At 64.8% G+C, this 24,698-nt stretch carries 30 protein-coding genes; 28 read left to right on the plus strand and 2 right to left on the minus strand.

Annotated elements, in window-relative coordinates; all coding sequences use genetic code 11:
- The first annotated feature begins 9 nt into the window (after positions 1-9).
- The 17 genes from rplB (at position 10) to POM99_RS18695 (ending at position 10,033) form a co-directional block, all read left to right on the plus strand.
- Entirely contained in the window at positions 10-846 is an 837-nt protein-coding gene (gene rplB, locus POM99_RS18615; protein ID WP_277280129.1) for a 50S ribosomal protein L2, read from the plus strand.
- A 6-nt stretch (positions 847-852) separates the two neighbouring features.
- Positions 853-1,131, plus strand: coding sequence for a 30S ribosomal protein S19 (gene rpsS, locus POM99_RS18620; RefSeq protein WP_277280131.1), 279 nt, complete (start codon positions 853-855; stop codon positions 1,129-1,131).
- The gene (gene rplV, locus POM99_RS18625; RefSeq protein WP_124809396.1) at positions 1,131-1,508 is read left to right on the plus strand and encodes a 50S ribosomal protein L22; all 378 of its coding nucleotides are present in this window, start codon (positions 1,131-1,133) and stop codon (positions 1,506-1,508) included. The genes rpsS and rplV overlap by 1 nt, the downstream gene beginning before the upstream one ends.
- 2 nt (positions 1,509-1,510) lie before the next feature.
- The gene (rpsC, locus tag POM99_RS18630; RefSeq protein ID WP_225205866.1) at positions 1,511-2,221 is read left to right on the plus strand and encodes a 30S ribosomal protein S3; all 711 of its coding nucleotides are present in this window, start codon (positions 1,511-1,513) and stop codon (positions 2,219-2,221) included.
- A 3-nt stretch (positions 2,222-2,224) separates the two neighbouring features.
- Positions 2,225-2,659 carry a 50S ribosomal protein L16 gene (gene rplP, locus POM99_RS18635; protein WP_277280135.1) on the plus strand — a complete coding sequence of 145 codons (435 nt, stop codon included), beginning with the start codon at positions 2,225-2,227 and terminating at the stop codon, positions 2,657-2,659.
- Between the two features lie 12 nt (positions 2,660-2,671).
- Positions 2,672-2,875 carry a 50S ribosomal protein L29 gene (gene rpmC, locus POM99_RS18640; RefSeq protein ID WP_169492441.1) on the plus strand — a complete coding sequence of 68 codons (204 nt, stop codon included), beginning with the start codon at positions 2,672-2,674 and terminating at the stop codon, positions 2,873-2,875.
- Positions 2,876-2,885: 10 nt separating this feature from the next.
- Positions 2,886-3,155: a 30S ribosomal protein S17 gene (rpsQ, locus tag POM99_RS18645; RefSeq protein ID WP_277280137.1), complete on the plus strand. Its 270-nt coding sequence runs from the start codon at positions 2,886-2,888 to the stop codon at positions 3,153-3,155.
- Between the two features lie 126 nt (positions 3,156-3,281).
- Positions 3,282-3,650: a 50S ribosomal protein L14 gene (gene rplN, locus POM99_RS18650; RefSeq protein ID WP_277280138.1), complete on the plus strand. Its 369-nt coding sequence runs from the start codon at positions 3,282-3,284 to the stop codon at positions 3,648-3,650.
- Positions 3,650-3,967 (plus strand): 50S ribosomal protein L24, encoded by a 318-nt coding sequence (rplX, locus tag POM99_RS18655; protein ID WP_277280140.1) that lies wholly within the window; start codon positions 3,650-3,652, stop codon positions 3,965-3,967. The genes rplN and rplX overlap by 1 nt, the downstream gene beginning before the upstream one ends.
- Positions 3,960-4,541, plus strand: coding sequence for a 50S ribosomal protein L5 (gene rplE / locus POM99_RS18660; protein ID WP_277280142.1), 582 nt, complete (start codon positions 3,960-3,962; stop codon positions 4,539-4,541). The genes rplX and rplE overlap by 8 nt, the downstream gene beginning before the upstream one ends.
- Positions 4,542-4,564: 23 nt before the next feature.
- Entirely contained in the window at positions 4,565-4,870 is a 306-nt protein-coding gene (rpsN, locus tag POM99_RS18665; protein ID WP_277280144.1) for a 30S ribosomal protein S14, read from the plus strand.
- A 10-nt stretch (positions 4,871-4,880) separates the two neighbouring features.
- Positions 4,881-5,276 carry a 30S ribosomal protein S8 gene (rpsH, locus tag POM99_RS18670; RefSeq protein WP_225008635.1) on the plus strand — a complete coding sequence of 132 codons (396 nt, stop codon included), beginning with the start codon at positions 4,881-4,883 and terminating at the stop codon, positions 5,274-5,276.
- Positions 5,276-5,809 (plus strand): 50S ribosomal protein L6, encoded by a 534-nt coding sequence (gene rplF / locus POM99_RS18675; RefSeq protein WP_277280146.1) that lies wholly within the window; start codon positions 5,276-5,278, stop codon positions 5,807-5,809. The genes rpsH and rplF overlap by 1 nt, the downstream gene beginning before the upstream one ends.
- On the plus strand, positions 5,809-6,159 hold the full coding sequence (rplR, locus tag POM99_RS18680; protein ID WP_277280148.1) for a 50S ribosomal protein L18: 351 nt from the start codon (positions 5,809-5,811) through the stop codon (positions 6,157-6,159). The genes rplF and rplR overlap by 1 nt, the downstream gene beginning before the upstream one ends.
- Positions 6,160-6,161: 2 nt before the next feature.
- Entirely contained in the window at positions 6,162-6,881 is a 720-nt protein-coding gene (rpsE, locus tag POM99_RS18685; protein WP_277280149.1) for a 30S ribosomal protein S5, read from the plus strand.
- Positions 6,882-6,887: 6 nt separating this feature from the next.
- Complete coding sequence (rpmD, locus tag POM99_RS18690) at positions 6,888-7,064, plus strand: 50S ribosomal protein L30 (protein WP_185663857.1); 177 nt, start codon at positions 6,888-6,890, stop codon at positions 7,062-7,064.
- A gap of 347 nt (positions 7,065-7,411) precedes the next feature.
- A complete protein-coding gene (locus POM99_RS18695; protein ID WP_277280151.1) occupies positions 7,412-10,033 on the plus strand; it encodes a calcium-binding protein in 2,622 nt (873 codons plus the stop codon).
- Between the two features lie 45 nt (positions 10,034-10,078).
- On the opposite strand, the gene POM99_RS18700 is transcribed toward POM99_RS18695, so the two are convergent.
- Positions 10,079-10,624 (minus strand): biliverdin-producing heme oxygenase, encoded by a 546-nt coding sequence (locus POM99_RS18700; protein ID WP_277280153.1) that lies wholly within the window; start codon positions 10,622-10,624, stop codon positions 10,079-10,081.
- Positions 10,624-13,209 (minus strand): HWE histidine kinase domain-containing protein, encoded by a 2,586-nt coding sequence (locus POM99_RS18705; protein WP_277280210.1) that lies wholly within the window; start codon positions 13,207-13,209, stop codon positions 10,624-10,626. Before POM99_RS18705 ends, POM99_RS18700 begins: the two co-directional genes overlap by 1 nt.
- A 191-nt stretch (positions 13,210-13,400) precedes the next feature.
- Here POM99_RS18705 and rplO point away from each other — a divergent pair, with 191 nt between their 5' ends.
- The 11 genes from rplO to POM99_RS18760 all read left to right on the plus strand — a co-directional run bounded on the left by rplO (position 13,401) and on the right by POM99_RS18760 (position 24,656).
- A complete protein-coding gene (gene rplO, locus POM99_RS18710; RefSeq protein ID WP_277280155.1) occupies positions 13,401-13,928 on the plus strand; it encodes a 50S ribosomal protein L15 in 528 nt (175 codons plus the stop codon).
- A gap of 212 nt (positions 13,929-14,140) precedes the next feature.
- Complete coding sequence (gene secY / locus POM99_RS18715) at positions 14,141-15,508, plus strand: preprotein translocase subunit SecY (RefSeq protein WP_277280211.1); 1,368 nt, start codon at positions 14,141-14,143, stop codon at positions 15,506-15,508.
- Between the two features lie 37 nt (positions 15,509-15,545).
- Entirely contained in the window at positions 15,546-16,190 is a 645-nt protein-coding gene (locus POM99_RS18720) for an adenylate kinase (protein ID WP_277280157.1), read from the plus strand.
- 59 nt (positions 16,191-16,249) lie between these two features.
- Positions 16,250-17,224: an SRPBCC family protein gene (locus POM99_RS18725; RefSeq protein ID WP_277280159.1), complete on the plus strand. Its 975-nt coding sequence runs from the start codon at positions 16,250-16,252 to the stop codon at positions 17,222-17,224.
- Between the two features lie 186 nt (positions 17,225-17,410).
- Positions 17,411-18,766 carry an NADP-specific glutamate dehydrogenase gene (gene gdhA / locus POM99_RS18730; protein ID WP_369011647.1) on the plus strand — a complete coding sequence of 452 codons (1,356 nt, stop codon included), beginning with the start codon at positions 17,411-17,413 and terminating at the stop codon, positions 18,764-18,766.
- Between the two features lie 89 nt (positions 18,767-18,855).
- Positions 18,856-19,227, plus strand: a complete 372-nt coding sequence (locus POM99_RS18735; RefSeq protein WP_277280161.1) for a hypothetical protein — start codon at positions 18,856-18,858, stop codon at positions 19,225-19,227.
- Positions 19,228-19,509: 282 nt separating this feature from the next.
- On the plus strand, positions 19,510-19,878 hold the full coding sequence (gene rpsM, locus POM99_RS18740; RefSeq protein ID WP_277280163.1) for a 30S ribosomal protein S13: 369 nt from the start codon (positions 19,510-19,512) through the stop codon (positions 19,876-19,878).
- A 54-nt stretch (positions 19,879-19,932) separates the two neighbouring features.
- Entirely contained in the window at positions 19,933-20,322 is a 390-nt protein-coding gene (rpsK, locus tag POM99_RS18745; protein ID WP_008065643.1) for a 30S ribosomal protein S11, read from the plus strand.
- Positions 20,323-20,440: 118 nt separating this feature from the next.
- The gene (locus POM99_RS18750) at positions 20,441-21,505 is read left to right on the plus strand and encodes a DNA-directed RNA polymerase subunit alpha (protein WP_277280177.1); all 1,065 of its coding nucleotides are present in this window, start codon (positions 20,441-20,443) and stop codon (positions 21,503-21,505) included.
- A gap of 243 nt (positions 21,506-21,748) precedes the next feature.
- Positions 21,749-22,174, plus strand: a complete 426-nt coding sequence (gene rplQ / locus POM99_RS18755) for a 50S ribosomal protein L17 (RefSeq protein WP_277280179.1) — start codon at positions 21,749-21,751, stop codon at positions 22,172-22,174.
- Between the two features lie 364 nt (positions 22,175-22,538).
- Complete coding sequence (locus POM99_RS18760) at positions 22,539-24,656, plus strand: prolyl oligopeptidase family serine peptidase (protein ID WP_277280215.1); 2,118 nt, start codon at positions 22,539-22,541, stop codon at positions 24,654-24,656.
- Positions 24,657-24,698 lie beyond the last annotated feature (42 nt).

The following is a 24,698-nucleotide window of genomic DNA, read 5'->3' on the forward strand; positions in this document are numbered from 1 at the left end:
CGCACGAACATGGCACTCAAGAACTACAACCCGACCAGCCCCGCACGGCGCGGCCTGATCCTCGTCGACAAGTCGTCGCTGTGGAAGGGCAAGCCGGTCAAGGCGCTGACCGAAGGCAAGTCCAAGACGGGCGGCCGCAACAACAAGGGCCATGTGACCAGCCGCGGCATCGCGGGCGGTCACAAGCAGAAGTACCGCTTCATCGACTTCAAGCGTCGCAAGTGGGACATGCCGGCCACCGTCGAGCGTCTGGAATACGACCCGAACCGCACCGCGTTCATCGCGCTGGTGAAGTACGAGGACGGCGAACAGACCTACATCATCGCGCCGCAGCGGCTTGCCGTTGGTGACGTGGTGGTTGCCGGCGAGAAGACGGACGTGAAGCCTGGCAACGCCATGCTCCTGTCGCAGATGCCGGTCGGCACCATCATCCACAACGTGGAGATGAAGCCGGGCAAGGGCGGCCAGATCGCCCGTTCCGCCGGCACCTATGTCCAGCTCGTTGGTCGTGACCGCGGCATGGTCATCGTCCGCCTGAACTCGGGCGAGCAGCGCTACCTGCGTGGCGACTGCATGGGCACGGTTGGCGCGGTCTCGAACCCCGACAACTCGAACCAGAACCTTGCCAAGGCCGGTCGCAACCGCTGGCTGGGCCGTCGTCCGCTGACCCGCGGCGTCGCCAAGAACCCGGTCGACCACCCGCACGGCGGTGGTGAAGGCCGCACCTCGGGCGGCCGTCATCCGGTCACTCCGTGGGGCAAGCCGACCAAGGGCGCCCGGACCCGTCACAACAAGTCGACGGACAAGATGATCATTCGTTCGCGTCACGCGAAGAAGAAGAGGTAAGACCACATGGCACGTTCCGTCTGGAAGGGCCCCTTCGTCGACCTGCACCTCCTGAAGAAGGCCGAAGTGGCTCAGGATGCAGGCTCTCGCGCTGGCCCGATCAAGACCTGGTCGCGTCGTTCGACCATCATTCCGCAGTTCGTTGGCCTGACGTTCAACGTCTACAACGGGCAGAAGTTCATCCCCGTCGCCGTCTCGGAAGAGATGGTCGGCCACAAGCTTGGCGAGTTCGCTCCGACGCGCAACTTCCCGGGCCACGCCGCTGACAAGAAGGGCAAGCGCTGATGAGCAAGCCTAAGGCACCCCGTCGCGTTGGCGACAAGGAAGCGCTGTCGGTCGGCACGCAGATCCGTGGTTCGGCGCAGAAGCTGAACCTGGTCGCCGGCCTGATCCGCGGTCGCAAGGCCGAAGAGGCCATGAACATCCTCGCCTTCTCGAAGAAGGCGATGGCGGTCGACGCCCGCAAGGTTCTCGCTTCGGCGATCGCCAACGCGGAAAACAACCACAACCTGGACGTCGACGCGCTCGTCGTGGCGGAAGCCTCGGTCGGCAAGTCGATCACGATGAAGCGCTTCCACACCCGTGGTCGTGGCAAGTCGACCCGGATCCTGAAGCCGTTTTCGCGCCTCCGGATCGTCGTCCGCGAAGTCGAGGAGGCCTGATCATGGGTCACAAGTCGAACCCCATCGGTCTGCGCCTGCAGATCAACCGGACCTGGGACAGCCGCTGGTATGCGGAAGGCCGTTCCTATGAGCAGCTGCTCAAGGAAGACCTCCAGATCCGCAAGTACATCGTCGAGAACCTGCCGCAGGCGGCAATCTCGAAGGTGGTGATCGAGCGCCCGGCCAAGCTGTGCCGCGTGTCCATCTATGCCGCGCGCCCCGGCGTGATCATCGGCAAGAAGGGTGCGGACATCGAGAAGCTGCGCTCGAAGCTCGCCACGATGACCCAGAGCGACGTGAAGCTGAACATCGTCGAGATCCGCAAGCCGGAAATCGACAGCAAGCTCGTCGCCCAGGGCATCGCCGACCAGCTGGTGCGCCGCGTGGCGTTCCGCCGTGCGATGAAGCGCGCCGTGCAGTCCGCCCTCCGTCTTGGCGCCGAAGGCATCAAGATCACCTGCGGCGGCCGTCTGGGTGGCGCTGAAATCGCCCGCGTCGAATGGTATCGTGAAGGCCGCGTGCCGCTGCACACGCTTCGCGCCAACATCGACTACGCCGAAGCCGAAGCCCACACCGCCTATGGCGTGATCGGCATCAAGACCTGGATCTTCAAGGGCGAGATCCTCGGCCACGATCCGATGGCGCAGGACCGCCTGATGATGGAAGCCCAGACTTCCGGCGTCCGTCCGGCCCGCGAAGACCGCAGGAACTAAGCCATGCTGCAACCGAAGAAGACCAAGTTCCGCAAGGCTTTCAAGGGCCGCATCCATGGCGTTGCCAAGGGTGGTTCGGACCTGAACTTCGGGTCCTATGGCCTGAAGGCGCTGGAGCCGGAGCGGGTTACCGCCCGCCAGATCGAAGCGGCCCGCCGCGCGATCACCCGCCACATCCGCCGTCAGGGCCGTCTGTGGATCCGCGTGTTCCCCGACGTGCCGGTTTCGAAGAAGCCCGCCGAAGTCCGCCAGGGCAAGGGCAAGGGTTCGATCGAATACTGGGCCGCCCGCGTGAAGCCCGGCCGCATCCTGTTCGAACTGGATGGCGTGCCCGGTCCGCTCGCTGCCGAGGCTTTCAGCCGCGCGGCGATGAAGCTGCCGATCAAGACGAAGGTCGTGGCCCGCCTGGGCGACACCTCGCACCTTGGCGGCGAGTAAGGAGAGACTACGATGGCCAAGTTCGAAGACCTTCGCGTCAAGAGCGACGACCAGCTCTCCGCTGATCTCGCCGAGCTGAAGCGCGAACAGTTCAACCTGCGTTTCCAGGCCGCGACGAGCCAGCTTGAGCGCCCCGCGCGCATCAAGGAAGTCCGTCGCGACATCGCGCGCATCAAGACGCTGCAGACTGAGCGTTCTCAGTCGGCCAAGGCGTAAGGAAGCCAATATGCCCAAGCGTATCCTGATCGGCACCGTGGTGTCCGACAAGACCGACAAGACCGTGGTGGTCAAGGTCGAGCGCAAGGTGAAGCACCCGCTCTACGGGAAGATCATCCGCCGCTCGAAGAAGTACCATGCGCACGACGAGGCGAATGCCTTCAAGACCGGCGAGACCGTCCGCATCGAGGAAACGGCCCCGATCTCGAAGCTGAAGACGTGGAAGGTCATCGACCGCGTCACGGCAGGCAAGACCGCCGCGATCGAAGCGGACGTCTGAGGGTCAGGCGGGTTCTTTCGGCCGAGGGTGGACATATCGTCCGCTCTCGTCGATAGGGCCCGTCCGAATTGCGATTTTGGAACTGCCGGACTGGTTCCGGCAAGCCAGTGAGAAGGAACCGGATCAATGATCCAGATGCAATCCAATCTCGACGTCGCGGACAACAGCGGCGCCAAGCGCGTCCAGTGCATCAAGGTGCTGGGTGGCTCGAAGCGTCGGTTCGCAAGCGTCGGCGACATCATCGTGGTGTCGGTCAAGGAAGCGCAGCCGCGCGCCCGCGTCAAGAAGGGCGACGTTCACCGTGCGGTGATCGTGCGCACCAAGAAGGACGTGCGCCGTGCAGACGGCAGCGTGATCCGCTTCGACAGCAATGCCGCCGTGCTCGTCGGCAAGAACGAAGAGCCGATCGGCACCCGTATCTTCGGCCCGGTGGTGCGCGAACTGCGCGGCCGCGGCTTCATGAAGATCATCTCGCTCGCTCCGGAGGTGCTGTAATGGCCGCCGCGAAGATCAAGAAGGGTGACACCGTCGTCGTCCGTTCGGGCAAGGACAAGGGCCGCACCGGCACGGTGCTGCAGGTCCTTCCCAAGGAAGACAAGGTCGTGGTCGGTGGCGTGAACGTCGCGACCCGTCACCGCAAGCCCAGCCAGCAGAACCCCCAGGGCGGTCTCGACCGCTTCGAGGCTCCGCTGCACGTGTCGAAGGTTTCGGTCGCCGACAAGGATGGCAAGCCCACCCGCGTCCGCTTCGAGACCCGTGACGGCAAGAAGGTCCGCGTGGCCGTGAAGTCCGGGGAGGCCATCGATGGCTGACAAGTACGTTCCGCGTCTGAAGGGCAAGTACGAAGCCGAAATCGCCAAGGCGATGCAGGCCAAGTTCGGCTACAAGAACGCGCTCGAGATCCCGCGCATCGAAAAGATCACGCTCAACATGGGTGTGGGCGAAGCGAGCCAGGACAAGAAGAAGGTCACCACGGCGGCTGCGGAGATGGAACTCATCGCCGGCCAGAAGCCCGTGATCACCAAGGCGAAGAAGTCCATCGCGCAGTTCAAGCTGCGTGAAGGCATGCCGATCGGCTGCAAGGTTACCCTGCGCCGCGAACGCATGTACGAATTCCTCGACCGCCTGATCACCATCGCGATGCCCCGCATCCGTGACTTCCGGGGTCTGAACCCCAAGTCGTTCGACGGCCGTGGCAACTATGCGATGGGTCTGAAGGAGCAGATCATCTTTCCGGAGATCAGCTACGACCAGATCGAGAAGGTGCGTGGGATGGATATCATCGTGACCACCACTGCCAAGACCGACGAGGAAGCGCGCGAGCTGCTCCGCCTGTTCGGCTTCCCGTTCCCGCTGGATGCTGCTGAACAGCAGCAGGCCGCCTGAATTTTTGAAGAGAGCTTAAGTCCATGGCGAAACTGAGTTCGATCAACAAGAACGAGCGTCGCAAGAAGCTTGTTGAGAAGTATGCGGCCAAGTTTGCTGCGCTGAAGGCCCAGGCCGACGATGAATCGCTCGACGAAACCGAGCGCCTGATCGCCCGCCTGAAGATGGCCGAACTGCCGCGCAACGCGAACCCGACCCGGGTGCGCAACCGTTGCAACACCACCGGCCGTCCGCGCGGCTATTACCGCAAGTTTGGCCTGTGCCGCATTGAGCTGCGCGATCTCGCCAACAAGGGGCTCATCCCCGGCGTGACCAAGTCGAGCTGGTAAGGATCATCCAATGGCATTGACCGACCCCCTGGGTGATATGCTCACCCGCATCCGCAACGGCCAGCGCGCGAAGAAGGACTCCGTCATCTCGCCCGCGTCGAAGCTGCGTGCGCACGTGCTCGAAGTCCTTCAGCGTGAAGGCTACATCCGCGGCTTTTCGGAGGACACCACCGGTGACCACCCGCAGCTGCGCATCGAGCTCAAGTATTTCGAGGGCCAGCCCGCGATCAAGCACGTGGCCCGCGTTTCCAAGCCTGGCCGCCGCGTCTACTCGGGTTCCAAGGAACTTCCGGTGATCCGCAACGGCCTCGGCATCACCATCGTCTCGACGCCGCGCGGCGTGCTTTCGGATGCCGAAGCGCGCGCTGCCAACGTCGGCGGCGAAGTGCTGGCGGAGGTGTTCTGATGAGCCGCATCGGCAAGAAGCCTGTGGCGATCCCGAGTGGCGTCACCGCGAACATCGCGGACGGCGTGATGACCGTGAAGGGCCCCAAGGGCACCCTGACGCTCAGCCTGCGCGACGAGATCAGCTACACCGTCGACGGTGACACGATCATCGTGAAGCCCGCCAACGACACGAAGTCCGCCCGCGCCTTCTGGGGCATGCAGCGGACGCTCGTGGACAACCTCGTCACCGGCGTGACCCAGGGCTATACCAAGATCCTGGACATCACCGGCGTCGGCTATCGTGCGAACGCCCAGGGCAAGAACCTGAAGCTGCAGCTCGGCTATAGCCACGACGTTGATTACGCCATCCCGGAAGGGATCGAGATCAAGACCCCGGACAACACCACGGTCGAAATATCGGGTATGGACAAGCAGAAGGTCGGCCAGGTTGCGGCCGAGATCCGTCGCTGGCGCAAGCCCGAACCCTACAAGGGCAAGGGTATCAAGTACCGCGGCGAGTTCATCTTCCGCAAGGAAGGGAAGAAGAAGTAATGGCCAAGCTGTCTCTCTTCGATCGCCGCCGCCGTCGCGTCCGTACCGCGCTCAAGGCGCGCTCGGGCGGTCGCCCGCGTCTTTCGGTCCATCGTTCGGGCCGTCACATCTACGCCCAGATCATCGACGACGCCGCCGGCAAGACGATTGTCGCCGCTTCGACGCTGGTCAAGGGCCAGAAGTCGATCGGTGCGAACGTCGACGCCGCCGTGAAGGTTGGCGCCGAGATTGCCGAGAAGGCCAAGGCCGCCGGCATCACCACCGTCGTGTTCGATCGCGGCGGCTTCCTGTTCCATGGCCGCGTCAAGGCGCTGGCTGACGCTGCCCGCGAAGGCGGCCTGGAGTTCTGACAATGGCTGACGAAACCAACCTGGAAGGCGTCGCCTCGGTCGAAGCGACCGGCGGTGAGCCGCAGCAGCGTGAAGGTCGTGGCCGTGGTCGCGGCCGTGGCGGCAATGACCGTGGCGGTGATCGCGGCGGTCGCGGTGGTCGTCGTGACGACCGTCGCGGTGGCCGTGGCAACGAGGAAGAAGGTGGTGAGGAGCTGATCGAAAAGCTCGTCCACATCAACCGCGTTTCCAAGACCGTGAAGGGCGGCAAGCGCTTCGGCTTTGCTGCGCTGGTCGTGGTCGGCGACGGCAAGGGCCGCGTGGGCTTCGGCCACGGCAAGGCCCGCGAAGTGCCGGAAGCCATCACCAAGGCGACTGCTTCGGCCAAGAAGAAGATGGTCCGCGTTCCGCTGAAGGAAGGCCGCACCCTGCACCACGACGGCAAGGGCCGTTTCGGTGCCGGCAAGGTCAACGTCCGTTCGGCTCCGGCCGGTACCGGCATCATCGCCGGCGGTCCGATGCGCGCTGTCTTCGAAAGCCTGGGCGTGGCTGACGTGGTGACCAAGTCGGTCGGCACCAGCAACCCCTACAACATGATCCGCGCCACCTTCGACGCGCTGACCGACCAGACTTCGCCGAAGTCTGTCGCCCAGCGTCGCGGCAAGAAGGTTGCCGACCTGCTTGGTCGCGGCGGCGCTACTGCGGTCGAGGCGGAAGCCGAAGCCGCGGCCATCGTGGAGTAAGCAATCATGGCGAAGATCAAGATCAAGCAGATCGGTTCGCCGATCCGTCGCCCGGAAAGCCAGAAGAAGATCCTGGTCGGCCTGGGCCTTGGCAAGATGCACCGCGTGGTGGAGTTGGAAGACACCGCCGAAGTGCGCGGCGCGATCGCCAAGCTGCCGCACATGGTGGCCGTGGTCGACTGACCACAGCCTTCCACCTGCGGGTGAACACGAAAGAGCCCCGGCAGCGATGCCGGGGCTTTTTTCGTTTGACGGTGTTTCCATTGAGATCGGCCGGCAGCCCTCGCCAATGCGATGCGGTTTGCCGTGTCTCGACCAGTCTCGGGATTTCCCCCTTTGGACAGCGCTGCGCGGGAGCCAGTTGTTACAAGGGGGAGATATAAGGGTTTACACGTATTATGTGATTTGAGAGCCTCACGCCGGGGGAAATCAGGTTGCCGGATACGATTCGTGTGTGGTCTCGTGGTCCGGGATTCTTGGAAGGTCGCATGCCCCATTGGTTTTTCAACATCCAATGAAAGCAGGGGACCATGACCAACTATATCGGTACTTCGTTCGGTGACGACCTGATCGGCGGTGCGGGCCGCGACGCGTTGTGGGGGCGGGGTGGATCCGACTTCCTGCAGGGCGGTGGCGGTGCCGACCTGATTTACGGCGGGGATGACGGTGATTTCATCTTCGATGGTCTCGGGCGGGATCGGGTCAACGGCCAGGACGGCGATGATACGCTGGTGATGGCGACGAATTTTTCCGGTACGGCGGCCAGCGCGGACATAGGTGACCGGGTCGATGGCGGTGCCGGGGTCGACTATGTGATCTACCTGCCGCTGGTGGAAGTGGCCGGGGTGCTGACTTTCGGGACCCATCCGAAGACGGTGGTCGATTTCCTGGACAGCACCAAGAATGCCGGGCTGGCTCAAGGCGACACGCTGGTCAACGTGGAGGGTTATGTTGGCGGTCGGGGCCAGGACGCGGTCTATGGCAACAACGACGTCAACTATTTCCGCGGATCGTTGGGCAATGACTTCTATGCCGGGCGTGGCGGCACCGATGTCTATATCGGCTACAACGGCTTTCCGGGGCTGGTGGCCGACGTGATCCCGGTGACGATGAAGCTGGCCTTCGGTGCAACGGCATCATCCTATGCGGCGAAGGCCGGCGTTACGGTGGCTGCCGGGCAGGCTGTGGCTCTTTACGAGATCTGGATCGACGCCAACAAGGACTTCGTCCGCGACGTCAGCGAGCTGACCTATGAGGCGGACGTGCTCGACGGGATCGAGCATTTCGTCGGCACGGCGGGCCAGGACGTGATCAACGGATCGGACGCCAACGAGATCTTCAGCACCGGGCCAGCCAGCGGGGGCGACAACATCAACGGCGGCGGCGGGTTCGATACGCTGAACCTTGACGTGCAGTATGGCGACAGCGGTCCGGTGCAGGTGGATATCGGGGCCGGCACGCTGGTGCAGGGCGAACTGGTGAGCCAGGTCGTCAGCATCGAAGGCGTGGAAGGCAGCCTGTACAACGACCAGATCATCGGCAGCGCGGCCAACAACACGCTGTGGGGCAAGGATGGTGACGATTCAGTCGACGGTGCGGAAGGCAACGACCGCATCACCGGTGATGCCGGGATCGACATCCTGTTTGGCGGGACCGGCAACGACATTATCGATGGCGGCGCGGACGAGGACGTGATCGATGGCGGCGACGGCTTCGACACGGCATCTTATGCATCGGCGCTGACCGGGGTGGCGGTGAGCCTGGCCAAGGGACGAGGCGGCGTTGCGCTGATTGATTTCGTACCGCAGTTGCCATCGGATTCGGCCGGGGACACGCTGGTCGATATCGAGGCCGTGATCGGTTCGCTGCAGTCCGACGTCCTGGTTGGCGACGACCTTGGCAATGTGCTGCAGGGGCGCGGCGGCAGCGACAAATTGAGTGGTTGTGACGGCAACGACATCATCTTCGGCGAGGGGGACCCAACCTCCAGCGTGCCCGACCGCAATGTCGACCCGACGCTCGACGACGACTTCTCCGACGATTGCGACTGCGAAGAGGAAGACGGCGCGGATGATTCCGGCAAGTATGACGACGACATTGCCGGGGGCGATGGCAACGACACGCTCTATGGCCAGCTGGGCAATGACGAGGTGTGCGGGGGCAACGGCAACGACGTGATGAGCGGCGGGACCGGCAAGGACGTGATGGAAGGCGGCACGGGCGACGACACCATCGACGGCAACGAAGGTAGCGACGTGATCAGGGCCGGCGCAGGCAACGACACGATCAGCGGGGGTGCCGGGTTCGACATCATCTATGGCGGCCTGGGCACCGACACGGTGACCTATGCGGCTTCGGCCGAGGCTGTGCGCGTGGATCTCTCCCAGTTCTGGCGCAATTCGGGCGGGGACGCGGCGAGCGACTACATTTCGGAGATCCTCAACGGCATCGGATCGGGCGAAGACATCGCGGACGTACTGCAGGGCACGCTGTTCGTGCAGCTGCTGCAACTGCTGGACCCGACGGCGACGTCAACATCGTTCACGCTGGGCATACCCGACGTACTGCTGGGCGTGGAGAACATCACCGGTTCCGCCCTTGACGACGACATCAGCGGCAATGCTTTGGCCAACGTGCTGACGGGCGGGGCCGGGCGTGACGTGATCGACGGACGTGGCGGCAACGACGCGGTGAACGGCGGAGACGGGGCCGATACGCTGAATGGCGGAGACGGCAACAATACGATCCTGGGCGGGGCGAGCATCGACGTGATCGATGGCGGCGCGGGAGCAGACACCATCCGCAGCCAGGAGGGCAGCGATACGGTGACCGGCGGCACGGGCGCGGACCGCTTTGTCTTCGACGTGGTGATCGGCAGCGGCAATGTGGACAAGATCACCGATTTCAGCGTGGTCGATGATACCATCGTGCTCGACAAGGCGATCTTTACCGCCCTGACCGCGGGCAACCTGCCTTCGGCGGCGTTCGTCATCGGCACGGGGGCTGCCGATGCGTCTGACCGGATCGTCTACAATTCGGCCAATGGCGCGCTTTTCTATGACGCGGACGGCAATGGTGCGGGCACCGCGGTGCAGTTCGCGACGCTTACCGCGGGGCTTGCGCTGACATCCGCCGATTTCGTGGTGATCTGAGAATGCAGGAGGGGGCGGCGACAGGAATGAGCGCCGCCCTTGCCTTCAGCGCCGGGCCGCAGAGGTGAAGGCCGCAAAGGTGGCGTGAGCCCCCGACAGCGCGCCGGTGCGCCAGGAAGGGCTGCAGCCTGAGGCATCCAAGCGGCCAAGGAAAGCCTGCCAGCGGCCGGGGGCGTGGCGGGCGTCGAAGAACGCGGAAGGCGCGCCTTCGGGCAGGTGCCTGCGGAGCATGGCGCCGCCCAGGCGGGAGCCTTCGAGCACGTAGAGTGCGCCCCAGCGGGCGGCAGGGCCAGCGGGCAGGGTGAAAGGGAGCGTCTGTGGCGGCGCTTGGCCCAGCGCCATCAGATCCTGGTGGAGAGCGCAGGTGCGGCCGGTCCAGGCGGGCAGGAGTTCGGCAGGGGCAAGCACGCGCTCGACTTCGGGCAGGACGCGCGCCTGCGCGAGGAGGAAACGGCGCAGGCCGTCCATCGTGGTGAGGTCGAAAGAGCCGAAGGCGGCGTCGACCTCGTCATGCTGGCTGCGCGTGGCGGTGCGCAGCATCTGACCGAGCGTTTGCGCCTGCGGAGCGGCGAGGGCGGCAGCTGCGGTCATCAGACGAACTCGCCCGAGACGCCGAGCATGCCCTCGATCGCGCGGATCAGGTTGCCGATGGTGTAAGGCTTTTGCACCACGGTGCGGGCGCGATGCTCCATGGGCAGCTGCGCCTGTTCGCCATAGCCGGAGGCGAAGAAGAACGGCACGTCCATGTCCATCAGGCGGTCGGCGATGCCGAAGCTGGTCTGGTCACCCAGATTGATGTCGAGAATGGCGAGATCGGGGCGCGAGCGATCGAGCGCGTCATGCGCGGCCTCGGGCGTGGAGGCGGTGTCGATGCTGGCGCCGAAGCGCTGGAGGATGTCCTCCGCATCCAGCGCGATGATCAGGCTGTCTTCCACCAGCAACACGTGGAACCCTTCGAGCAGGTGGGGATCCACGGCCAGCTCGGGCTGCACATGCTTGCCATGCTGCTGCTGCTGCCGGGCGATGCGTGGAGGCGCAGCGGTGGGGCGCTGCGAGACATGGCGGCGGGGAATGCAGAAACGCGCGTGTACGCCGCTGCGGGCATAGGAAATCTCTGCCGAGCCGCCAAGGTCATAGGGCACCGAGCGGTTGATGATGGTGGTGCCGAAGCCCTTGCGCGTGGGCGGTTCCACCGGCGGTCCGCCGACCTCGCGCCAATCGACCAGCAGGCTGTCATCGTCGGCACGGTGCCAGGTGAGATGGACCTGGCCATCGCCCGAGAGGCTGCCGTACTTGGTGGAATTGGTGACCAGTTCGTGGATCACCAGCGCCATGGTGGAATAGGCCTGGGGATTGAGCAGCACCGGCGGCCCCTGCGCGATCAGCGAGGTGCGGCGGTTGGCGGCGAAGGCTGCGGCCTCGGCCTCGATCAGCGCTTCGAGCGGGGCAGGGCCCCAGTGATCGTCGGTGATCTGGTTGTGCGCGCGGGCGAGGGCGTGGATACGGCCATCGACCACTTTCACGAAGTCCTTCACCGCCGTCTCATCGGGCTGCGACTGGCGGATCAGGCCGCGGATCACGCCGAGGATGTTGCGCACGCGATGGTTCAGCTCGGCGATCAGCAATTCCTGCCGGGCGTTGGCTTGGTGGCGTTCTGCAGCGGCTTCATCGGCGAGGCGCAGCACGACCTCGATCAACGTGGCGCGCAGCGTTTCGGCCACGCGCAGCTGCGAGGCGGTGAAGGGAGCGGAGCGCCCTTCGACCTGTTCGAGCCATTCCGCGAAGCTTTCACGCGGGGTGAGGCGCGGCCCGTTGGGGCCATAGGTGACCGGCTTGTGCGGATCCCCGGCCCAGCGCACGGCTTCCTTCAGCTCCTTGCGGAACAGCACGACATAGTCACGCGGGGAACGCGAGATGGGAATGGCGAGCAGGCCCGAGGCATCGGCGGCAAAGCCGGCAGCGTCGTCGATCAGCGAGCCGATATGGTCGGTGGCATAGACCTTGCCCGCTGCGGTCCCGTTGAGCGCGCGGATGATGCGGCGGAAATCCTGCGTGGGCGGGGTGGTGCCGGAAAAGGCATAGTGGCCATTGATCCACACGCCCACGCCATCGGCGGGGATCGCGCTGGTGAGGATATCGCCCAGCCAGTCAGGATCGTTCAAAAGGGTTTCATCGGAGGCCACGGCCCCGAGCAGCTGATCGGAAATGTCGCGCGCGCGGCGTTCGTATTCCACCATTTCGCGCCGTTCGCGGCTTTCCAGCCTGAGCGAGAACATCTGCGAGAACAGTTCGCTCAAGGAGCGGCGTTCGAAGGTGGGGGAGAGTGGCGAATAGTGGTGGCAGGCGAAGAGGCCCCACAACTTTTCATCCACCACGATCGAGATCGAGAGCGAGGCGCGCACGCCCATGTTCTTGAGGTATTCGATGTGGATGGGAGAGACCGAGCGCAGCACCGACAGCGAGAGGTCCACGGGCGTGCCGTCTTCGTCGAGCGCGGGCACGATCGGCACGGGCACGGAATCGACATCGTGGATGATGCGGGTGAGGTTTCGCAGGTAGAGCGCGCGGGCCTGCTTGGGAATGTCGCTGGCCGGATAATGCATGCCCTTGAAGGTGCCGATGCCGGGCTTGACCGCTTCGGCCACGACCTCTCCATGCCCGTCAGGAGCGAATTTGTAGACCATCACGCGGTCATAGCCGAGCAGGGCGCGGACCTGGCGCGCGCCTTCCCGGAAGAAGGCATCGCCATCGGGCTGCCCGTCAAGCCGGGCCATCATCCAGCGGACGGTGCCGGTGGCATCGCCATGCTGGCCGCTGGCCGGCTCCGCCTCGATCAGGAACTGGCGGCCGGAAAAGTGGACCGCGATGTCGAATGTGGGCAGATCCTGGCGCAGGCGGCAGGAAAAGATGCGTTCGACCGTGTCGGTGTTGACCAGAAAGGCCATCCGGTTGCGGATATCATGCAGCGGGCCGGCATCGATGAACGCGGCAAGGGGCTGGCCGATCATCTCGTCCGGCGACGTGCCCATGTAGGATGCGATGTTCGACGACACGCGCGCAATCAGCCAGTCGGTGCTGAGCGCGATGAGGAACCCCACGGGCTGGATCGCGCCGAGGAGATGGATAGGTTCACGGTCGCAGTTGGAAAGGTCGACCTGGAATTCCGGAGAGGCCATCAATTGTCCGCAGATCGTCCCAGTTGAAACGACAGGAACGGCATTGCCGCCGCCTGGTTCCGCCTTCATCCAAAAATGAGATGCAGCGTGCGGCAAATCGGAAACGGCCGCGGGGGGTGACAAAGTGGCCGCGTTCGCATATGGGCCCGCGTTCCTATCAGCGCGACTCAAAGCGAAAGCGAGTGCTCAACATGACCAAGCTTAACGAACTTTCCGACAATTATGGCGCCCGCAAGGGCCGCATGCGCGTGGGCCGTGGCATCGGCTCGGGCAAGGGCAAGACCGCTGGCCGCGGCCAGAAGGGTGCCAAGGCGCGTTCGGGCGTGTCGGTGAACGGGTTCGAAGGCGGCCAGATGCCGCTGCACATGCGTATCCCGAAGCGCGGCTTCAACAACATCTTCGCCAAGGACTATGCCCACGTGAACCTGGGCATGATCCAGAAGGCGATCGAGAACGGCAAGCTCAGCACCGATGGCGTGATCGACCATGCCGCGCTGAAGGCCGCTGGCCTGGCCCGTGGCGGCAAGGACGGCGTGCGCCTGCTGGCCAAGGGTGAGCTGACCGAAAAGGCGAGCTTCGCCGTTGCCGGCGCTTCGAAGAGCGCGGTTGCCGCGGTCGAGAAGCTGGGCGGCACCGTGACGCTGCCGGCCGCGCAGCCGAGCGAAGACGAAAAGAAGACCGCCCGTCGCGACGCCAACAAGGCTGCGAAGGCGAAGTAAGCCAAGATCCGGCGGGCGGTGGCGGCATGGCTGCCATCGCCCGCAGGTTTTTCGGGGCAATTCCCCGGTGATTTCTGCGCGAAAACCGGCGCAAGGGCCAAAGAACCTGCGCCCGAGGGTTCGACAATCGCGAACTCTCCCTATATGCGCTAGCCGTAAGGCGGTGCGGACCGGTCCGCAGCCGCTCCATGAGCAAGGCATCGAACCAGACAATGGCATCCCGCGCCGACAATATCGCCAGCAACCTGAGCCTGGCCAACTTCTCCAAGGCGACCGAGCTCAAGAACCGCATCTGGTTCACCGTGGGCGCGCTGATCGTGTTCCGGTTCCTCAGCTTCGTGCCGCTGCCCGGCATCAACCCGCTGATCCTGGAAACGCTCTACGACCAGACGCGCGGCGGCATCCTGGACATCTTCAATGCCTTTTCGGGCGGTTCGTTGCAGCGCATGAGCCTGATCGCGCTGGGCGTGATGCCTTACATCACCGCCTCGATCGTGGTGCAGCTGGCCGCATCGCTTCACCCCTCGCTCGCCGCCCTGAAGAAGGAAGGCGAAAGCGGGCGCAAGAAGCTGAACCAGTACACCCGCTATGGCGCGGTGTTCCTGACCGCGATCCAGGGCTGGTTCCTGGCCACCGGGCTTGAAGCCTATGGCGCCAGCGCCGGCATGCAGGCGGTGGTCAACCCCGGCCTGCTGTTCAAGGTGGGCGCGGTGGTCAGCCTGATCGGCGGCACCATGTTCCTGCTGTGGCTGGGCGAACAGATCACCAGCCGCGGCATCGGCAACGGTGTTTCGCTGATCATCATGGCCGGCATCGTGGCGCAGATGCCCAAGTTCGTGGGCAACCTGTTCGAACAGGGCCGTACCGGATCGATGAACGGCTTCGTGATCTTCGGCATCCTTGCCCTGATCGTGGGCGTGATCATCTTCATCTGCTTCTTCGAGCGCGCCACGCGGCGATTGCTGATCCAGTATCCCAAGCGCGCGACCGAGCGCGGCATGATGGCGGCGGACCGCAGCCATCTTCCGCTCAAGCTCAACACCGCGGGCGTGATTCCGCCGATCTTCGCCAGCTCGCTGCTGCTGCTGCCGCTGACGATCACGCAGTTCGCGGGCAAGTCAGTCTCGCCCGACACCACGACCGGCCAGATCATCATCACGCTGAACCAGTACCTGGGCCACGGCAAGCCGCTGTACATGGTGCTTTATGCGCTGGGCATCGTGTTCTTCAGCTTCTTCTACACCGCGGTGGTGTTCAACCCCGAGGAAACGGCCGACAACCTGAAGCGCAATGGCGGGTTCATCCCCGGCATCCGCCCGGGCAAGAACACCGAGAAGTACCTGGACTATGTGCTGACCCGCATCACCGTGCTGGGCGCGGCATATATTACCATCGTCTGTGTTGTGCCCGAATGGATCATGGCCGAAACGGGCATGGGCACCTTGTTCTTCGGCGGCACCAGCCTGCTGATCGTGGTCAACGTGACCGTGGACACCATTACCCAGATCCAGTCGCACCTGCTGGCCCACCAGTATGGCGACCTGATCAAGAAGGCCAAGCTTAAGGGCCGCATGCGCTGACCGTACGCGCAGGTCGACATAGAGGGGGACGCCAGACGTGAACATCATCCTGTTGGGACCGCCGGGAGCGGGCAAGGGTACGCAGGCCCAGCGGCTCGTGGAGCGCCACGGCATGAAGCAGCTTTCCACCGGCGACATGCTGCGCGCCGCGGTGAAGGCCGGGACCACGGTGGGCCTGAAGGCCAAGGCCGTGATGGAAGCGGGCCAGCTGGTCTCCGACGAGATCGTCTCCGCGCTGATCGGCGATGAACTGGACGCAATGCCGGCGGACCAGGGCGCGATCTTCGATGGCTATCCCCGCACCGCGCCGCAGGCGGAATCGCTGGAGGCGATCCTTGCCAGCCGTGGCCGCAGCCTTGACCGCGTGATCGAGCTGGAAGTGAACGAGGACGCGCTCGTGGAGCGCATCACAGGCCGTTACACCTGCGCCACCTGCGGCAAGGGCTATCATGATACGTTCGAGAAGCCGGCTGTCGAAGGCACCTGCGACAAGTGCGGCGGGCACGAATTCAAGCGCCGTCCCGACGACAACGAGGAAACGGTGCGTACGCGCATGGCCGAGTACCGCGCCAAGACCGCGCCGATCCTGCCGATCTACGAAGCCAAGGGTATCGTGGCGCGCGTGGATGGCATGGCGGACATGGATGACGTGACGGCTGCCATCGAAGCGATTATCGCGTAACGTGATGCAGGTGGAGCAGGGCGCTCCGCCATGCGAATCGTGCGATGGGGGTAATCGGCATGCGGACCTTGGCTCTGGCAGCGGGATTGCTTGTGCTGGCGCCGGCCATGGCGGCTGCTGCACATGCCGAAGTGATCACCAAGAGCGACGTCGGTTTCGTATCCCGCAATGCCGTGCAGGTGGTCGCCACGCCGGCCGAGGCATGGGCGGTGCTGGTCAAGCCGGCCACGTGGTGGCTTGCGCAGCACACCTTCTCGGGCGAAGCGACCAACCTGTCGCTCGATGCCAGCGCGGGGGGCTGCTTCTGCGAACGGCTGCCGGTCCCGCCTGGCGTGCCCAAGGGGCAGCAGGCAGGCGGCGTGCAGCACATGCGCGTGATCTACATCGATCCCGGCAAGGCGATCCGCCTGTCCGGCGCGCTCGGCCCGCTGCAGAGCGAGGCGCTTTCCGCCACCCTGACCATCACGATCAAGCCCGGCGAAGGCGGCACGCGCATCCTGTTCGAATACGTGGTTGGCGGCTTCATGCGCTATAACCCCGACGAGATCGGTCCGGCGGTGGACAAGGTGCTGGCGGCGCAGCTGGCTGCGCTGGCGGGCAAGCTGGGGCCGGTGACACCTGCACCTGCACCTGCGCCCGCTCCTGCTCCTGCAGCGACGCCTGTGCCCGAGCCTGCGGCGCAGCTGCCGGTCGAGGAGACGCGCGGCGGGCCGGGGCTCAGCCGATCGGGCAAGGCATGGAGCCTGCCGCCCGCACCGGGAGACAAGCCGCAGGCAAAGGCGCAACCGGCGACGGCCAGGGTCCAGCCGGCTGCGGCAAAGCCTGCTGCTGCGGCCAAGCCTGCCCCTGTGCCGAAGCCTGTGTCGACGCCGCCGGTGAAGAAGCCGGTCGATCCGCGGCCCATTCCGCCCAAGCCTGCGCCGCCGAAGCCGGCCGCGCCGGGCAGGCCCGCGCCGAAGCCCGCGACCCCGCCGGTGGACAAGGACAAGCAGGACGGCATCGCCGCCTTTGACCAGGCGCTGGGCAACGACTGAGGCTTGGGCCGGTACTGCGACCGCGCCGGACACAACTGTGGCGCGTCGCACTTTCCCCTCACGCAAAAGCGGTTAAACCTTCCCCCCGGAAACAGAGCGACTCGGCACGATACCGGGTTGCCGTTCCGCACGGGCCGCAAGCACACCCGGGGCGCAGCAGCGACCCCGTTCAAGGGGGAGAACACCGTGGCCGTTTCCGATCATGTAGACCTGCCGACCTTCATGGAAGGCGTGAAGCGCCGCAACCCGCACCAGCCGGAATTCGTCCAGGCAGTGCAGGAGGTTGCCGAGGATATCTTCGAGTTCATCCAGGACAAGGAACAGTACCACGCGCAGCAGATTCTGCGCCGCATCGCCGAGCCGGACCGCGTTGTCAGCTTCCGCGTATGCTGGGAGGACGACAACGGCAACATCCGCGTGCAGCGTGGCTGGCGCGTGCAGAACAACAACGCCATCGGCCCCTACAAGGGCGGCATCCGCTTTCACCCCAGCGTGACGGAATCGGTGCTGAAGTTCCTGGCTTTCGAACAGACCTTCAAGAACGCGCTGACCGGCCTGCCCATGGGCGGGGGCAAGGGCGGATCCAACTTCAACCCCAAGGGCAAGAGCGTGCGCGAGATCATGCGCTTCTGCCAGAGCTTCATGACCGAACTCTATCGCCACATCGGCGCCGACGTGGACGTGCCCGCGGGCGACATAGGCGTGGGCGGGCGCGAGATCGGCTACATGTTCGGCCAGTACAAGCGCATCACCAACAACTTCACCGGGGTGCTGACGGGCAAGGGCCTGGAATGGGGCGGTTCGCTGATCCGCACCGAGGCGACCGGATATGGCGCGGTCTATTTCCTTGCCAACATGCTGGCGACCAAGGGCGAGGACCTGAACGGCAAGACCGCGGTGATCTCAGGCTCGGGCAACGTGGCCACCCACGCGGCGGAAAAGATCGTGCAGCTGGGCGGCAAGGTGCTGACCCTGTCGGATTCGGGCGGGTTCATCCATGATCCCGACGGCATCACCCAGGAAAAGATCGACTGGGTGAAGACCCACAAGACCCACCGCCGCGGCCGCATCGAGGAATATGTCGACGCCTTCCCCGGCGCGACCTTCCATGCCGGCAAGACGCCCTGGGGAGTGCCCTGCGATGTGGCGCTGCCCTGTGCCACGCAGAACGAGCTGCTGGGCGAGGATGCCAAGGTTCTGGTCGCCAATGGCTGCAAGGCGGTGTCGGAAGGGGCGAACATGCCGACCGACCTTGACGGCGTGCACGTGTTCAAGGCGGCCAAGCTGCTCTACGCCCCGGGCAAGGCGAGCAACGCGGGCGGCGTCGCCGTTTCGGGCCTGGAAATGAGCCAGAACTCCGAACGCCGCGCGTGGAAGGAAGAAGAGCTGCAGCAGATGCTCAAGGACATCATGATGGGCATCCACCAGTCCTGCCTCACCTATGGCGACCAGGGCGGCGGCTATGTCGACTATGTGAAGGGCGCGAACATCGCCGGCTTCAAGAAAGTGGCCGATGCGATGCTGGCGTTCGGCGTGGTCTGATCGGGCCGACCTGCCACGGATGACGGTCAAACAGGGGGAAGGGGGCGGATGTCTGGCGCATCCGCCCCCGACTTTTTGAGAGGGCGAGCATGATCCCGGGTTCCCTGCTGATCCTTGCCGCAGCCACTGCAGCGGCCGACCCGATCAATACTGCGCGCACCTTTGCCGAGCTGTTGGCGACCGACCGCGCCGCCGCCGCCGCCATGGTCGCGCTCGATGCGCAGATGGGCTTCGGTGACGTTGGCGCTCCGTTCGACATGGCGGTCTTTGCGGACGGGTTTGCGCAGTGCCGCTTCGCCGTGAGGGCGGGGGCACAGGCGAAGCCGCTGGGGATGGCGGGGCGCGCGATCGACACGGTGCCGCTGATCATGGCCTGCCCGGACGAGCACGGCACGGTCCGCGAGCGCGAGGCGCAGTTGCTGGTGGAAGGTGAACGGGTTGCGGGATTTTACGTGCCCTGAGCGTCGGGCGCTTTGACGGCAGGACCAGAATGGAGTAAGAGGCTCTCAACAGGCCACTGGGTCCCGCCCGAAAGCGAGCGGAGGACGCCTGTTTGCGTTGCTTAGAGGTTGACGGACCTTTCGAATCCGCCTAAGCGCGCCTTTCACTCTCAGCCGGAAGGGGTTTGGATCAGGTCAGCGCAATTTTGCACTGGCCGGTTTTCGCCGTTCCGAGGGAGTGATTTTTCGCGATGAGATAGGGCCCCGCCGTGGCGGCGTCCTGTGGAGCAAACGGAGAAACAAGTGGCACGTATTGCCGGGGTCAACCTCCCCACCAACAAGCGCGTTATCATCGCGCTGACCTACATTCACGGTATTGGCGCGTTCAAGGCCAAGCAGATCGCCGACAAGCTGGGCATTGATCATGCCCGCCGCGTGGCCGACCTTTCGGACGCCGAAGTCCTGCAGATCCGTGAGACGATCGACGCCGAGCACACCGTGGAAGGCGACCTGCGTCGCGAAACCGCGATGAACATCAAGCGCCTGATGGACCTGGCCTGCTATCGCGGCCTGCGTCACCGCAAGGGCCTGCCGGTTCGTGGCCAGCGCACGCACACCAATGCGCGCACCCGCAAGGGCAAGGCCAAGCCGATCGCCGGCAAGAAGAAGTAAGATCGGCCTTCACGGTCCGGTCTTCCCAACGGTTTCTCGACAGGAATTCAACACATGGCACGCGAACCTCAGCGCATTAAGCGCCGCGAGCGCAAGAACATCACCAGTGGTGTCGCGCACGTCAACGCCAGCTTCAACAACACCATGATCACCATCACCGATGCCCAGGGCAACGCCATTTCGTGGTCGTCCGCCGGCATGATGGGCTTCAAGGGCAGCCGCAAGTCGACCCCGTATGCCGCCCAGGTGGCCGCGGACGACGCCGGCAAGAAGGCCGCCGAACACGGCGTGCGCACCCTTGAAGTGGAAGTGAAGGGCCCGGGTTCGGGCCGCGAGAGCGCCCTGCGCGCCCTCCAGGCGGTTGGCTTCACGATCACGGCGATCCGTGACGTGACCCCGATCCCGCACAACGGCGTTCGTCCTTCGAAGCGTCGCCGGGTCTGACCCGAATTTCGGCACCCGGCGTGGCGGTACCACCACGCCGGATGCCCAATACCTTTGACCGGGCGCGGCCTGCCCTCAGGCCGACTTCCGGCTCCCGAACAAACCCCAGGGGAATTCCATGACTGTCAACATCAAGAACTGGCAGGAACTGAAGAAGCCCAACTCCCTCGAGATCAAGCCCGGCAACGATCCGAAGCGCCGTGCGACCTTTGTCGCCGAACCGCTGGAACGTGGCTTCGGTCTCACGCTCGGCAACGCGCTGCGCCGGGTGCTGCTTTCCTCGCTGCAGGGCGCTGCGGTGACCTCGATCAAGATCGAGAACGTGCTGCACGAATTCTCGTCGCTCGCCGGTGTGCGTGAAGACGTGACCGACATCGTGCTGAACGTGAAGCAGATCGCGCTCAAGATGCAGGGTGAAGGCCCCAAGCGTCTCCAGCTCTCGGCCACTGGCCCGGGCGAGGTGAAGGCCGGCGACATCGCCGTGACCGGCGATATCGAGGTGATGAACAAGGACCTCGTGATCTGCCATCTCGACGAAGGCGCGACCTTCAACATGGAGCTGACCTGCGACACCGGAAAGGGCTATGTCCCCGCCGTGTCCAACCGCCCCATCGACGCACCGATCGGCCTGATCCCGGTGGACTCGCTCTATTCGCCGGTTCGCCAGGTGTCCTACAAGGTGGACAACGCGCGCATCGGGCAGGAGCTTGACTACGACAAGCTGAGCCTGATGGTGGAAACCGATGGCACCGTGGCGCCGGAAGATGCCGTGGCCTATGCCGCGCGCATCCTTCAGGACCAGCTTTCGCTGTTCGTGCACTTCGATGACCAGCTGCCGACCGGCCACGTGCCTTCGGTTGCCGGTGGCGTTGCCACGCACGCGCCGGAGGAGAGCGATGCGAACCAGCTCAACCGCTACCTGCTCAAGAAGGTGGACGAGCTGGAGCTGTCGGTCCGTTCGGCAAACTGCCTGAAGAACGACAACATCATCTACATCGGCGACCTGGTCCAGAAGACCGAGGCCGAGATGCTCCGCACGCCGAACTTCGGCCGCAAGTCGCTCAACGAGATCAAGGAAGTCCTTTCCTCGATGGGCCTGCGCCTTGGCATGGACATCCCCGGCTGGCCGCCGGAAAACATCGAAGAGATGGCCAAGAAGCTGGAGCAGGAGCTGCTCGGTTAATCCGAGCAGCGGCCGCCCGAAGCAGCCGACGTTTTGCGCAGCGAAACGGCAGGCTGGTGAGGAAATGCGGCCTGCCCGGCCAGCGGCCCGCAGGGCCGACTGACGTCACGGGATTTACTCCCGTGACGGTCTGGCCGAAGCGCAAGTCAAGCCTCTGGTTGGAGGCACCGGGGAATTGGTCGGCCCCATAACCGACCTGGATCGGGGTACCTTGTACGGCCCCCCTACGAACGGAGAAGAAAAATGCGTCATAAGCTGGGCCAGCGCAAGCTGGGTCGTACCTCGTCGCACCGTATTGCGCTGCTGCGCAACCTGTCGGCCGCGCTGATCAAGCACGAGCAGATCACCACCACGCTGCCGAAGGCGAAGGAGCTTCGCCCCTACCTCGAAAAGCTGATCACGCTGGCGAAGAAGGGTGGCCTGTCCAACCGTCGTCTCGCCCATGCCCGTCTGCTTGACGAAGCGCAGGAAAAGAAGCTGTTCGAGGTTCTGGCTGCTCGCTACGCCGACCGCAACGGCGGTTACACCCGCATCATCAAGGCCGGTTTCCGTGGTTCGGACGCCGCTCCGATCGCCGTGATCGAGCTGGTTGACCGCGATACTTCGGCCAAGGGCCTCGATTCGGGCCCGGTGATCACCGCGGACGAGGACGAATACGAAGCGGCCTGATAGCCGTTTCGCAATCGCGATAGTTTACGGGCGGAGCCGCAAGGTTCCGCCCGTTTTCTATTGTGCGCCGCAAAATCCTGATTCGTTTGGGTTTTTGGCTGGAAAAGCGGCGGACTTGCGTGGTATTTGCCGCGTGAAGATAAAAATGATGCTGCGGAGAGGAACAAGCCTGACCAACGGCGCGCTGGCCGGCGTGATCGGCCTGCTGTTGCCTGCAACCGCCTTCGCGGCCGATGCCGGCGGGGGCGATGGCGTTGCGCCTGCGCCATCGGTGGAAGGGTCGGCCGAGGTGCATGGACCATCGGAGGCCGGCTCGGTCCGCGCCTCGGTGCCGGCTGCGGTGGTTACTCCGTCGGTTTCTCCGATGGGCAAGGCCGCTCCCGGCGCTGCTGCCAAGCTGGTGCTGCCTTCGGTATCGATCCAGGGATATCCGGCGACCCGGCGCGAAGGTCTTGTCGAACGCCTGTTCGGACAGGATGTGGCGGACCCCTATCGCTGGCTGGAAGGCGACGTGCGCAAGAGTCCGGAGGTGGCCCAGTGGGTTGCCGGGCAGAATGCGGTGACTCGCAGCTATCTCGCGCAGTTGCCGGGGCGCGATGCGCTGGCGTCGCGCATCCGCTCGCTGTTCGATTACGAACGCTTCAGCCTGCCGCGCAAGGCGGGCAAGAGCTATTTCTACCTGCACAACACCGGCCTGCAGAACCAGTCCACGCTGATGGTGCGCGATGGGCTGAAGGGGGAAGGGCGCGTGCTGCTCGATCCCAATGCCTGGCAGCAGGATGGCAAGCTGGCACTCGATGCCTGGACGCCCTCGCGCGGGGGGCGCTGGCTGGCCTATACGGTGCAGCAGGGTGGCAGCGACTGGCGCACGATCCGCGTTGTCGATGTGAAGACCGGCAGGGTGCTGGACGATACGCTGCGCTGGGCCAACGATACGCTGATCGGCTGGGTAGGCGACGAAGGCTTCCTCTATTCGCGCTATCCCGCGCCGAAGGCGGGCGAGGAGTACCTTGCGCCTGCATTCGGCAAGGCGGTGTGGTATCACCGGCTGGGCACGCCGCAGGATGCGGACCGGCTGGTCTATGCCACGCCCGATCGGCCGGAACTGGGCCACAAGGCCATGGTCACGTCAGACGGGCGCTGGGCGGTGATCACCAGCGAGGACAGCACCTTGCCGCGCCGGGCGGTGCATCTGGTCGATCTGGCCATGGCGGAGAAGACCGGCGACTGGCAGGTCCGCCCGCTGGTGCCCGATATCCGGTATGACTGGAAGCTGGTGGACGGGCTGGGTGACCGGCTGTGGTTCATCACCAACGATGGCGCGCCGAACTACCGGCTGGTGCGGCTCGACCTCGGGCCCGATCCGCGGGTGCAGGTGGTCATCCCCGAAGGCGTCAACTCGCTGGAAGGCGGGCGGATGGTCGGGGACCGGCTGGTCCTGTCCTATATCCAGAACGGGCAGGCGGTGGCCGTGGTCACCGACATGAAGGGCAAGCCCGCCACCGCGATCACCATCAACGGCATCGGCTCGGCCAGCGGCTTTGGCGGGCGGGCGGGCGACCCCGAGACGTTCTACCAGTTCTCCAGCTTCAACCAGCCGCCCACGGTGTTCCGCATGGACATGCGCACCGGGCAGGTCAGCACCTTTGCCCAGCCGAAGCTGGGGTTCGATCCGGCAGACTATGAAGTGGAGCAGCGCACCTATCCTTCGAAGGATGGAACGCAGGTGCCGCTCTACATCGTGCGCAAGCGCTCGCTGGCGCAGGCGGGGAAGGCGGCCCCGACGCTGCTTTATGGGTATGGCGGGTTCGACATCGCGATGACGCCCAGCTTTTCGCCGGTGCGGATGGCGTGGCTGGAGGCGGGCGGCGTGTTCGCGCTGGCGCAGATCCGGGGCGGGGGCGAATTCGGCCGGGCGTGGTATGACGCAGGGCGGCTGGAGAAGAAGCAGAACAGCTTCGACGATTTCATCGCCGCCGGGGAATTCCTGATAAAAGAAGGCATTACGCCCAAGGGCGGGCTTGCCGTGCAGGGCGGATCGAACGGCGGGATGATGGTCGGCGCGGTGGTCAACCAGCGGCCCGACCTGTTTGCCGCTGCCAATCCCGATGTGGGCGTGATGGACATGCTGCGCTTTGACCGGTTCACGCAAGGGCGGTTCTGGACGCAGGATTACGGCAGCCCGGCGAAGGAGGCGGACTGGAAGGTGCTGCGCGCCTATTCCCCCTATCACAACATCGCCAAGGCGCAGTATCCCGCCATTCTGGTGACCACGGCGGACACCGACGACCGCGTGGTGCCGGCGCATTCGTTCAAGTATGTCGCCGCGCTGCAGGCGGGTGAAACGGGCGATCGGCCCCACCTGCTGCGGGTGGAAAGCGATGCCGGGCACGGGTCTGGCAAGCCGGTGGACAAGACCATTGCGGGCGGGGCGGATGTCCTCTCGTTCCTGGCGTACTGGACCGGTCTCAAGCTGCCTTGACCCCGTCTCAGTCGCTTTCAGTCGATCTCAGTCGATCTCAAC

The sequence above is a fragment of the Novosphingobium cyanobacteriorum genome (genome assembly GCF_029436685.1).
In the GTDB taxonomy this organism is placed as follows: Bacteria; Pseudomonadota; Alphaproteobacteria; order Sphingomonadales; family Sphingomonadaceae; genus Novosphingobium; species Novosphingobium cyanobacteriorum.

Coding starts and splice junctions, on each gene's coding strand:
- rpsC (WP_225205866.1), top strand. CDS start 1,511: ATGGGTCACAAGTCGAACCCCATCGGTCTGCGCCTGCAGATCAACCGG.
- rplX (WP_277280140.1), top strand. CDS start 3,650: ATGGCCGCCGCGAAGATCAAGAAGGGTGACACCGTCGTCGTCCGTTCG.
- POM99_RS18705 (WP_277280210.1), bottom strand. CDS start 13,209: ATGGCCTCTCCGGAATTCCAGGTCGACCTTTCCAACTGCGACCGTGAA.
- rplE (WP_277280142.1), top strand. CDS start 3,960: ATGGCTGACAAGTACGTTCCGCGTCTGAAGGGCAAGTACGAAGCCGAA.
- POM99_RS18735 (WP_277280161.1), top strand. CDS start 18,856: ATGATCCCGGGTTCCCTGCTGATCCTTGCCGCAGCCACTGCAGCGGCC.
- rpsS (WP_277280131.1), top strand. CDS start 853: ATGGCACGTTCCGTCTGGAAGGGCCCCTTCGTCGACCTGCACCTCCTG.
- rpmC (WP_169492441.1), top strand. CDS start 2,672: ATGGCCAAGTTCGAAGACCTTCGCGTCAAGAGCGACGACCAGCTCTCC.
- rplF (WP_277280146.1), top strand. CDS start 5,276: ATGAGCCGCATCGGCAAGAAGCCTGTGGCGATCCCGAGTGGCGTCACC.
- rplB (WP_277280129.1), top strand. CDS start 10: ATGGCACTCAAGAACTACAACCCGACCAGCCCCGCACGGCGCGGCCTG.
- rplN (WP_277280138.1), top strand. CDS start 3,282: ATGATCCAGATGCAATCCAATCTCGACGTCGCGGACAACAGCGGCGCC.
- rplR (WP_277280148.1), top strand. CDS start 5,809: ATGGCCAAGCTGTCTCTCTTCGATCGCCGCCGCCGTCGCGTCCGTACC.
- rplP (WP_277280135.1), top strand. CDS start 2,225: ATGCTGCAACCGAAGAAGACCAAGTTCCGCAAGGCTTTCAAGGGCCGC.
- rpsQ (WP_277280137.1), top strand. CDS start 2,886: ATGCCCAAGCGTATCCTGATCGGCACCGTGGTGTCCGACAAGACCGAC.
- rpsH (WP_225008635.1), top strand. CDS start 4,881: ATGGCATTGACCGACCCCCTGGGTGATATGCTCACCCGCATCCGCAAC.
- rpmD (WP_185663857.1), top strand. CDS start 6,888: ATGGCGAAGATCAAGATCAAGCAGATCGGTTCGCCGATCCGTCGCCCG.
- POM99_RS18750 (WP_277280177.1), top strand. CDS start 20,441: ATGACTGTCAACATCAAGAACTGGCAGGAACTGAAGAAGCCCAACTCC.
- POM99_RS18760 (WP_277280215.1), top strand. CDS start 22,539: ATGGGCAAGGCCGCTCCCGGCGCTGCTGCCAAGCTGGTGCTGCCTTCG.
- rpsE (WP_277280149.1), top strand. CDS start 6,162: ATGGCTGACGAAACCAACCTGGAAGGCGTCGCCTCGGTCGAAGCGACC.
- POM99_RS18700 (WP_277280153.1), bottom strand. CDS start 10,624: ATGACCGCAGCTGCCGCCCTCGCCGCTCCGCAGGCGCAAACGCTCGGT.
- POM99_RS18695 (WP_277280151.1), top strand. CDS start 7,412: ATGACCAACTATATCGGTACTTCGTTCGGTGACGACCTGATCGGCGGT.
- secY (WP_277280211.1), top strand. CDS start 14,141: ATGGCATCCCGCGCCGACAATATCGCCAGCAACCTGAGCCTGGCCAAC.
- rplO (WP_277280155.1), top strand. CDS start 13,401: ATGACCAAGCTTAACGAACTTTCCGACAATTATGGCGCCCGCAAGGGC.
- rpsK (WP_008065643.1), top strand. CDS start 19,933: ATGGCACGCGAACCTCAGCGCATTAAGCGCCGCGAGCGCAAGAACATC.
- rplV (WP_124809396.1), top strand. CDS start 1,131: ATGAGCAAGCCTAAGGCACCCCGTCGCGTTGGCGACAAGGAAGCGCTG.
- rpsN (WP_277280144.1), top strand. CDS start 4,565: ATGGCGAAACTGAGTTCGATCAACAAGAACGAGCGTCGCAAGAAGCTT.
- POM99_RS18725 (WP_277280159.1), top strand. CDS start 16,250: ATGCGGACCTTGGCTCTGGCAGCGGGATTGCTTGTGCTGGCGCCGGCC.
- rplQ (WP_277280179.1), top strand. CDS start 21,749: ATGCGTCATAAGCTGGGCCAGCGCAAGCTGGGTCGTACCTCGTCGCAC.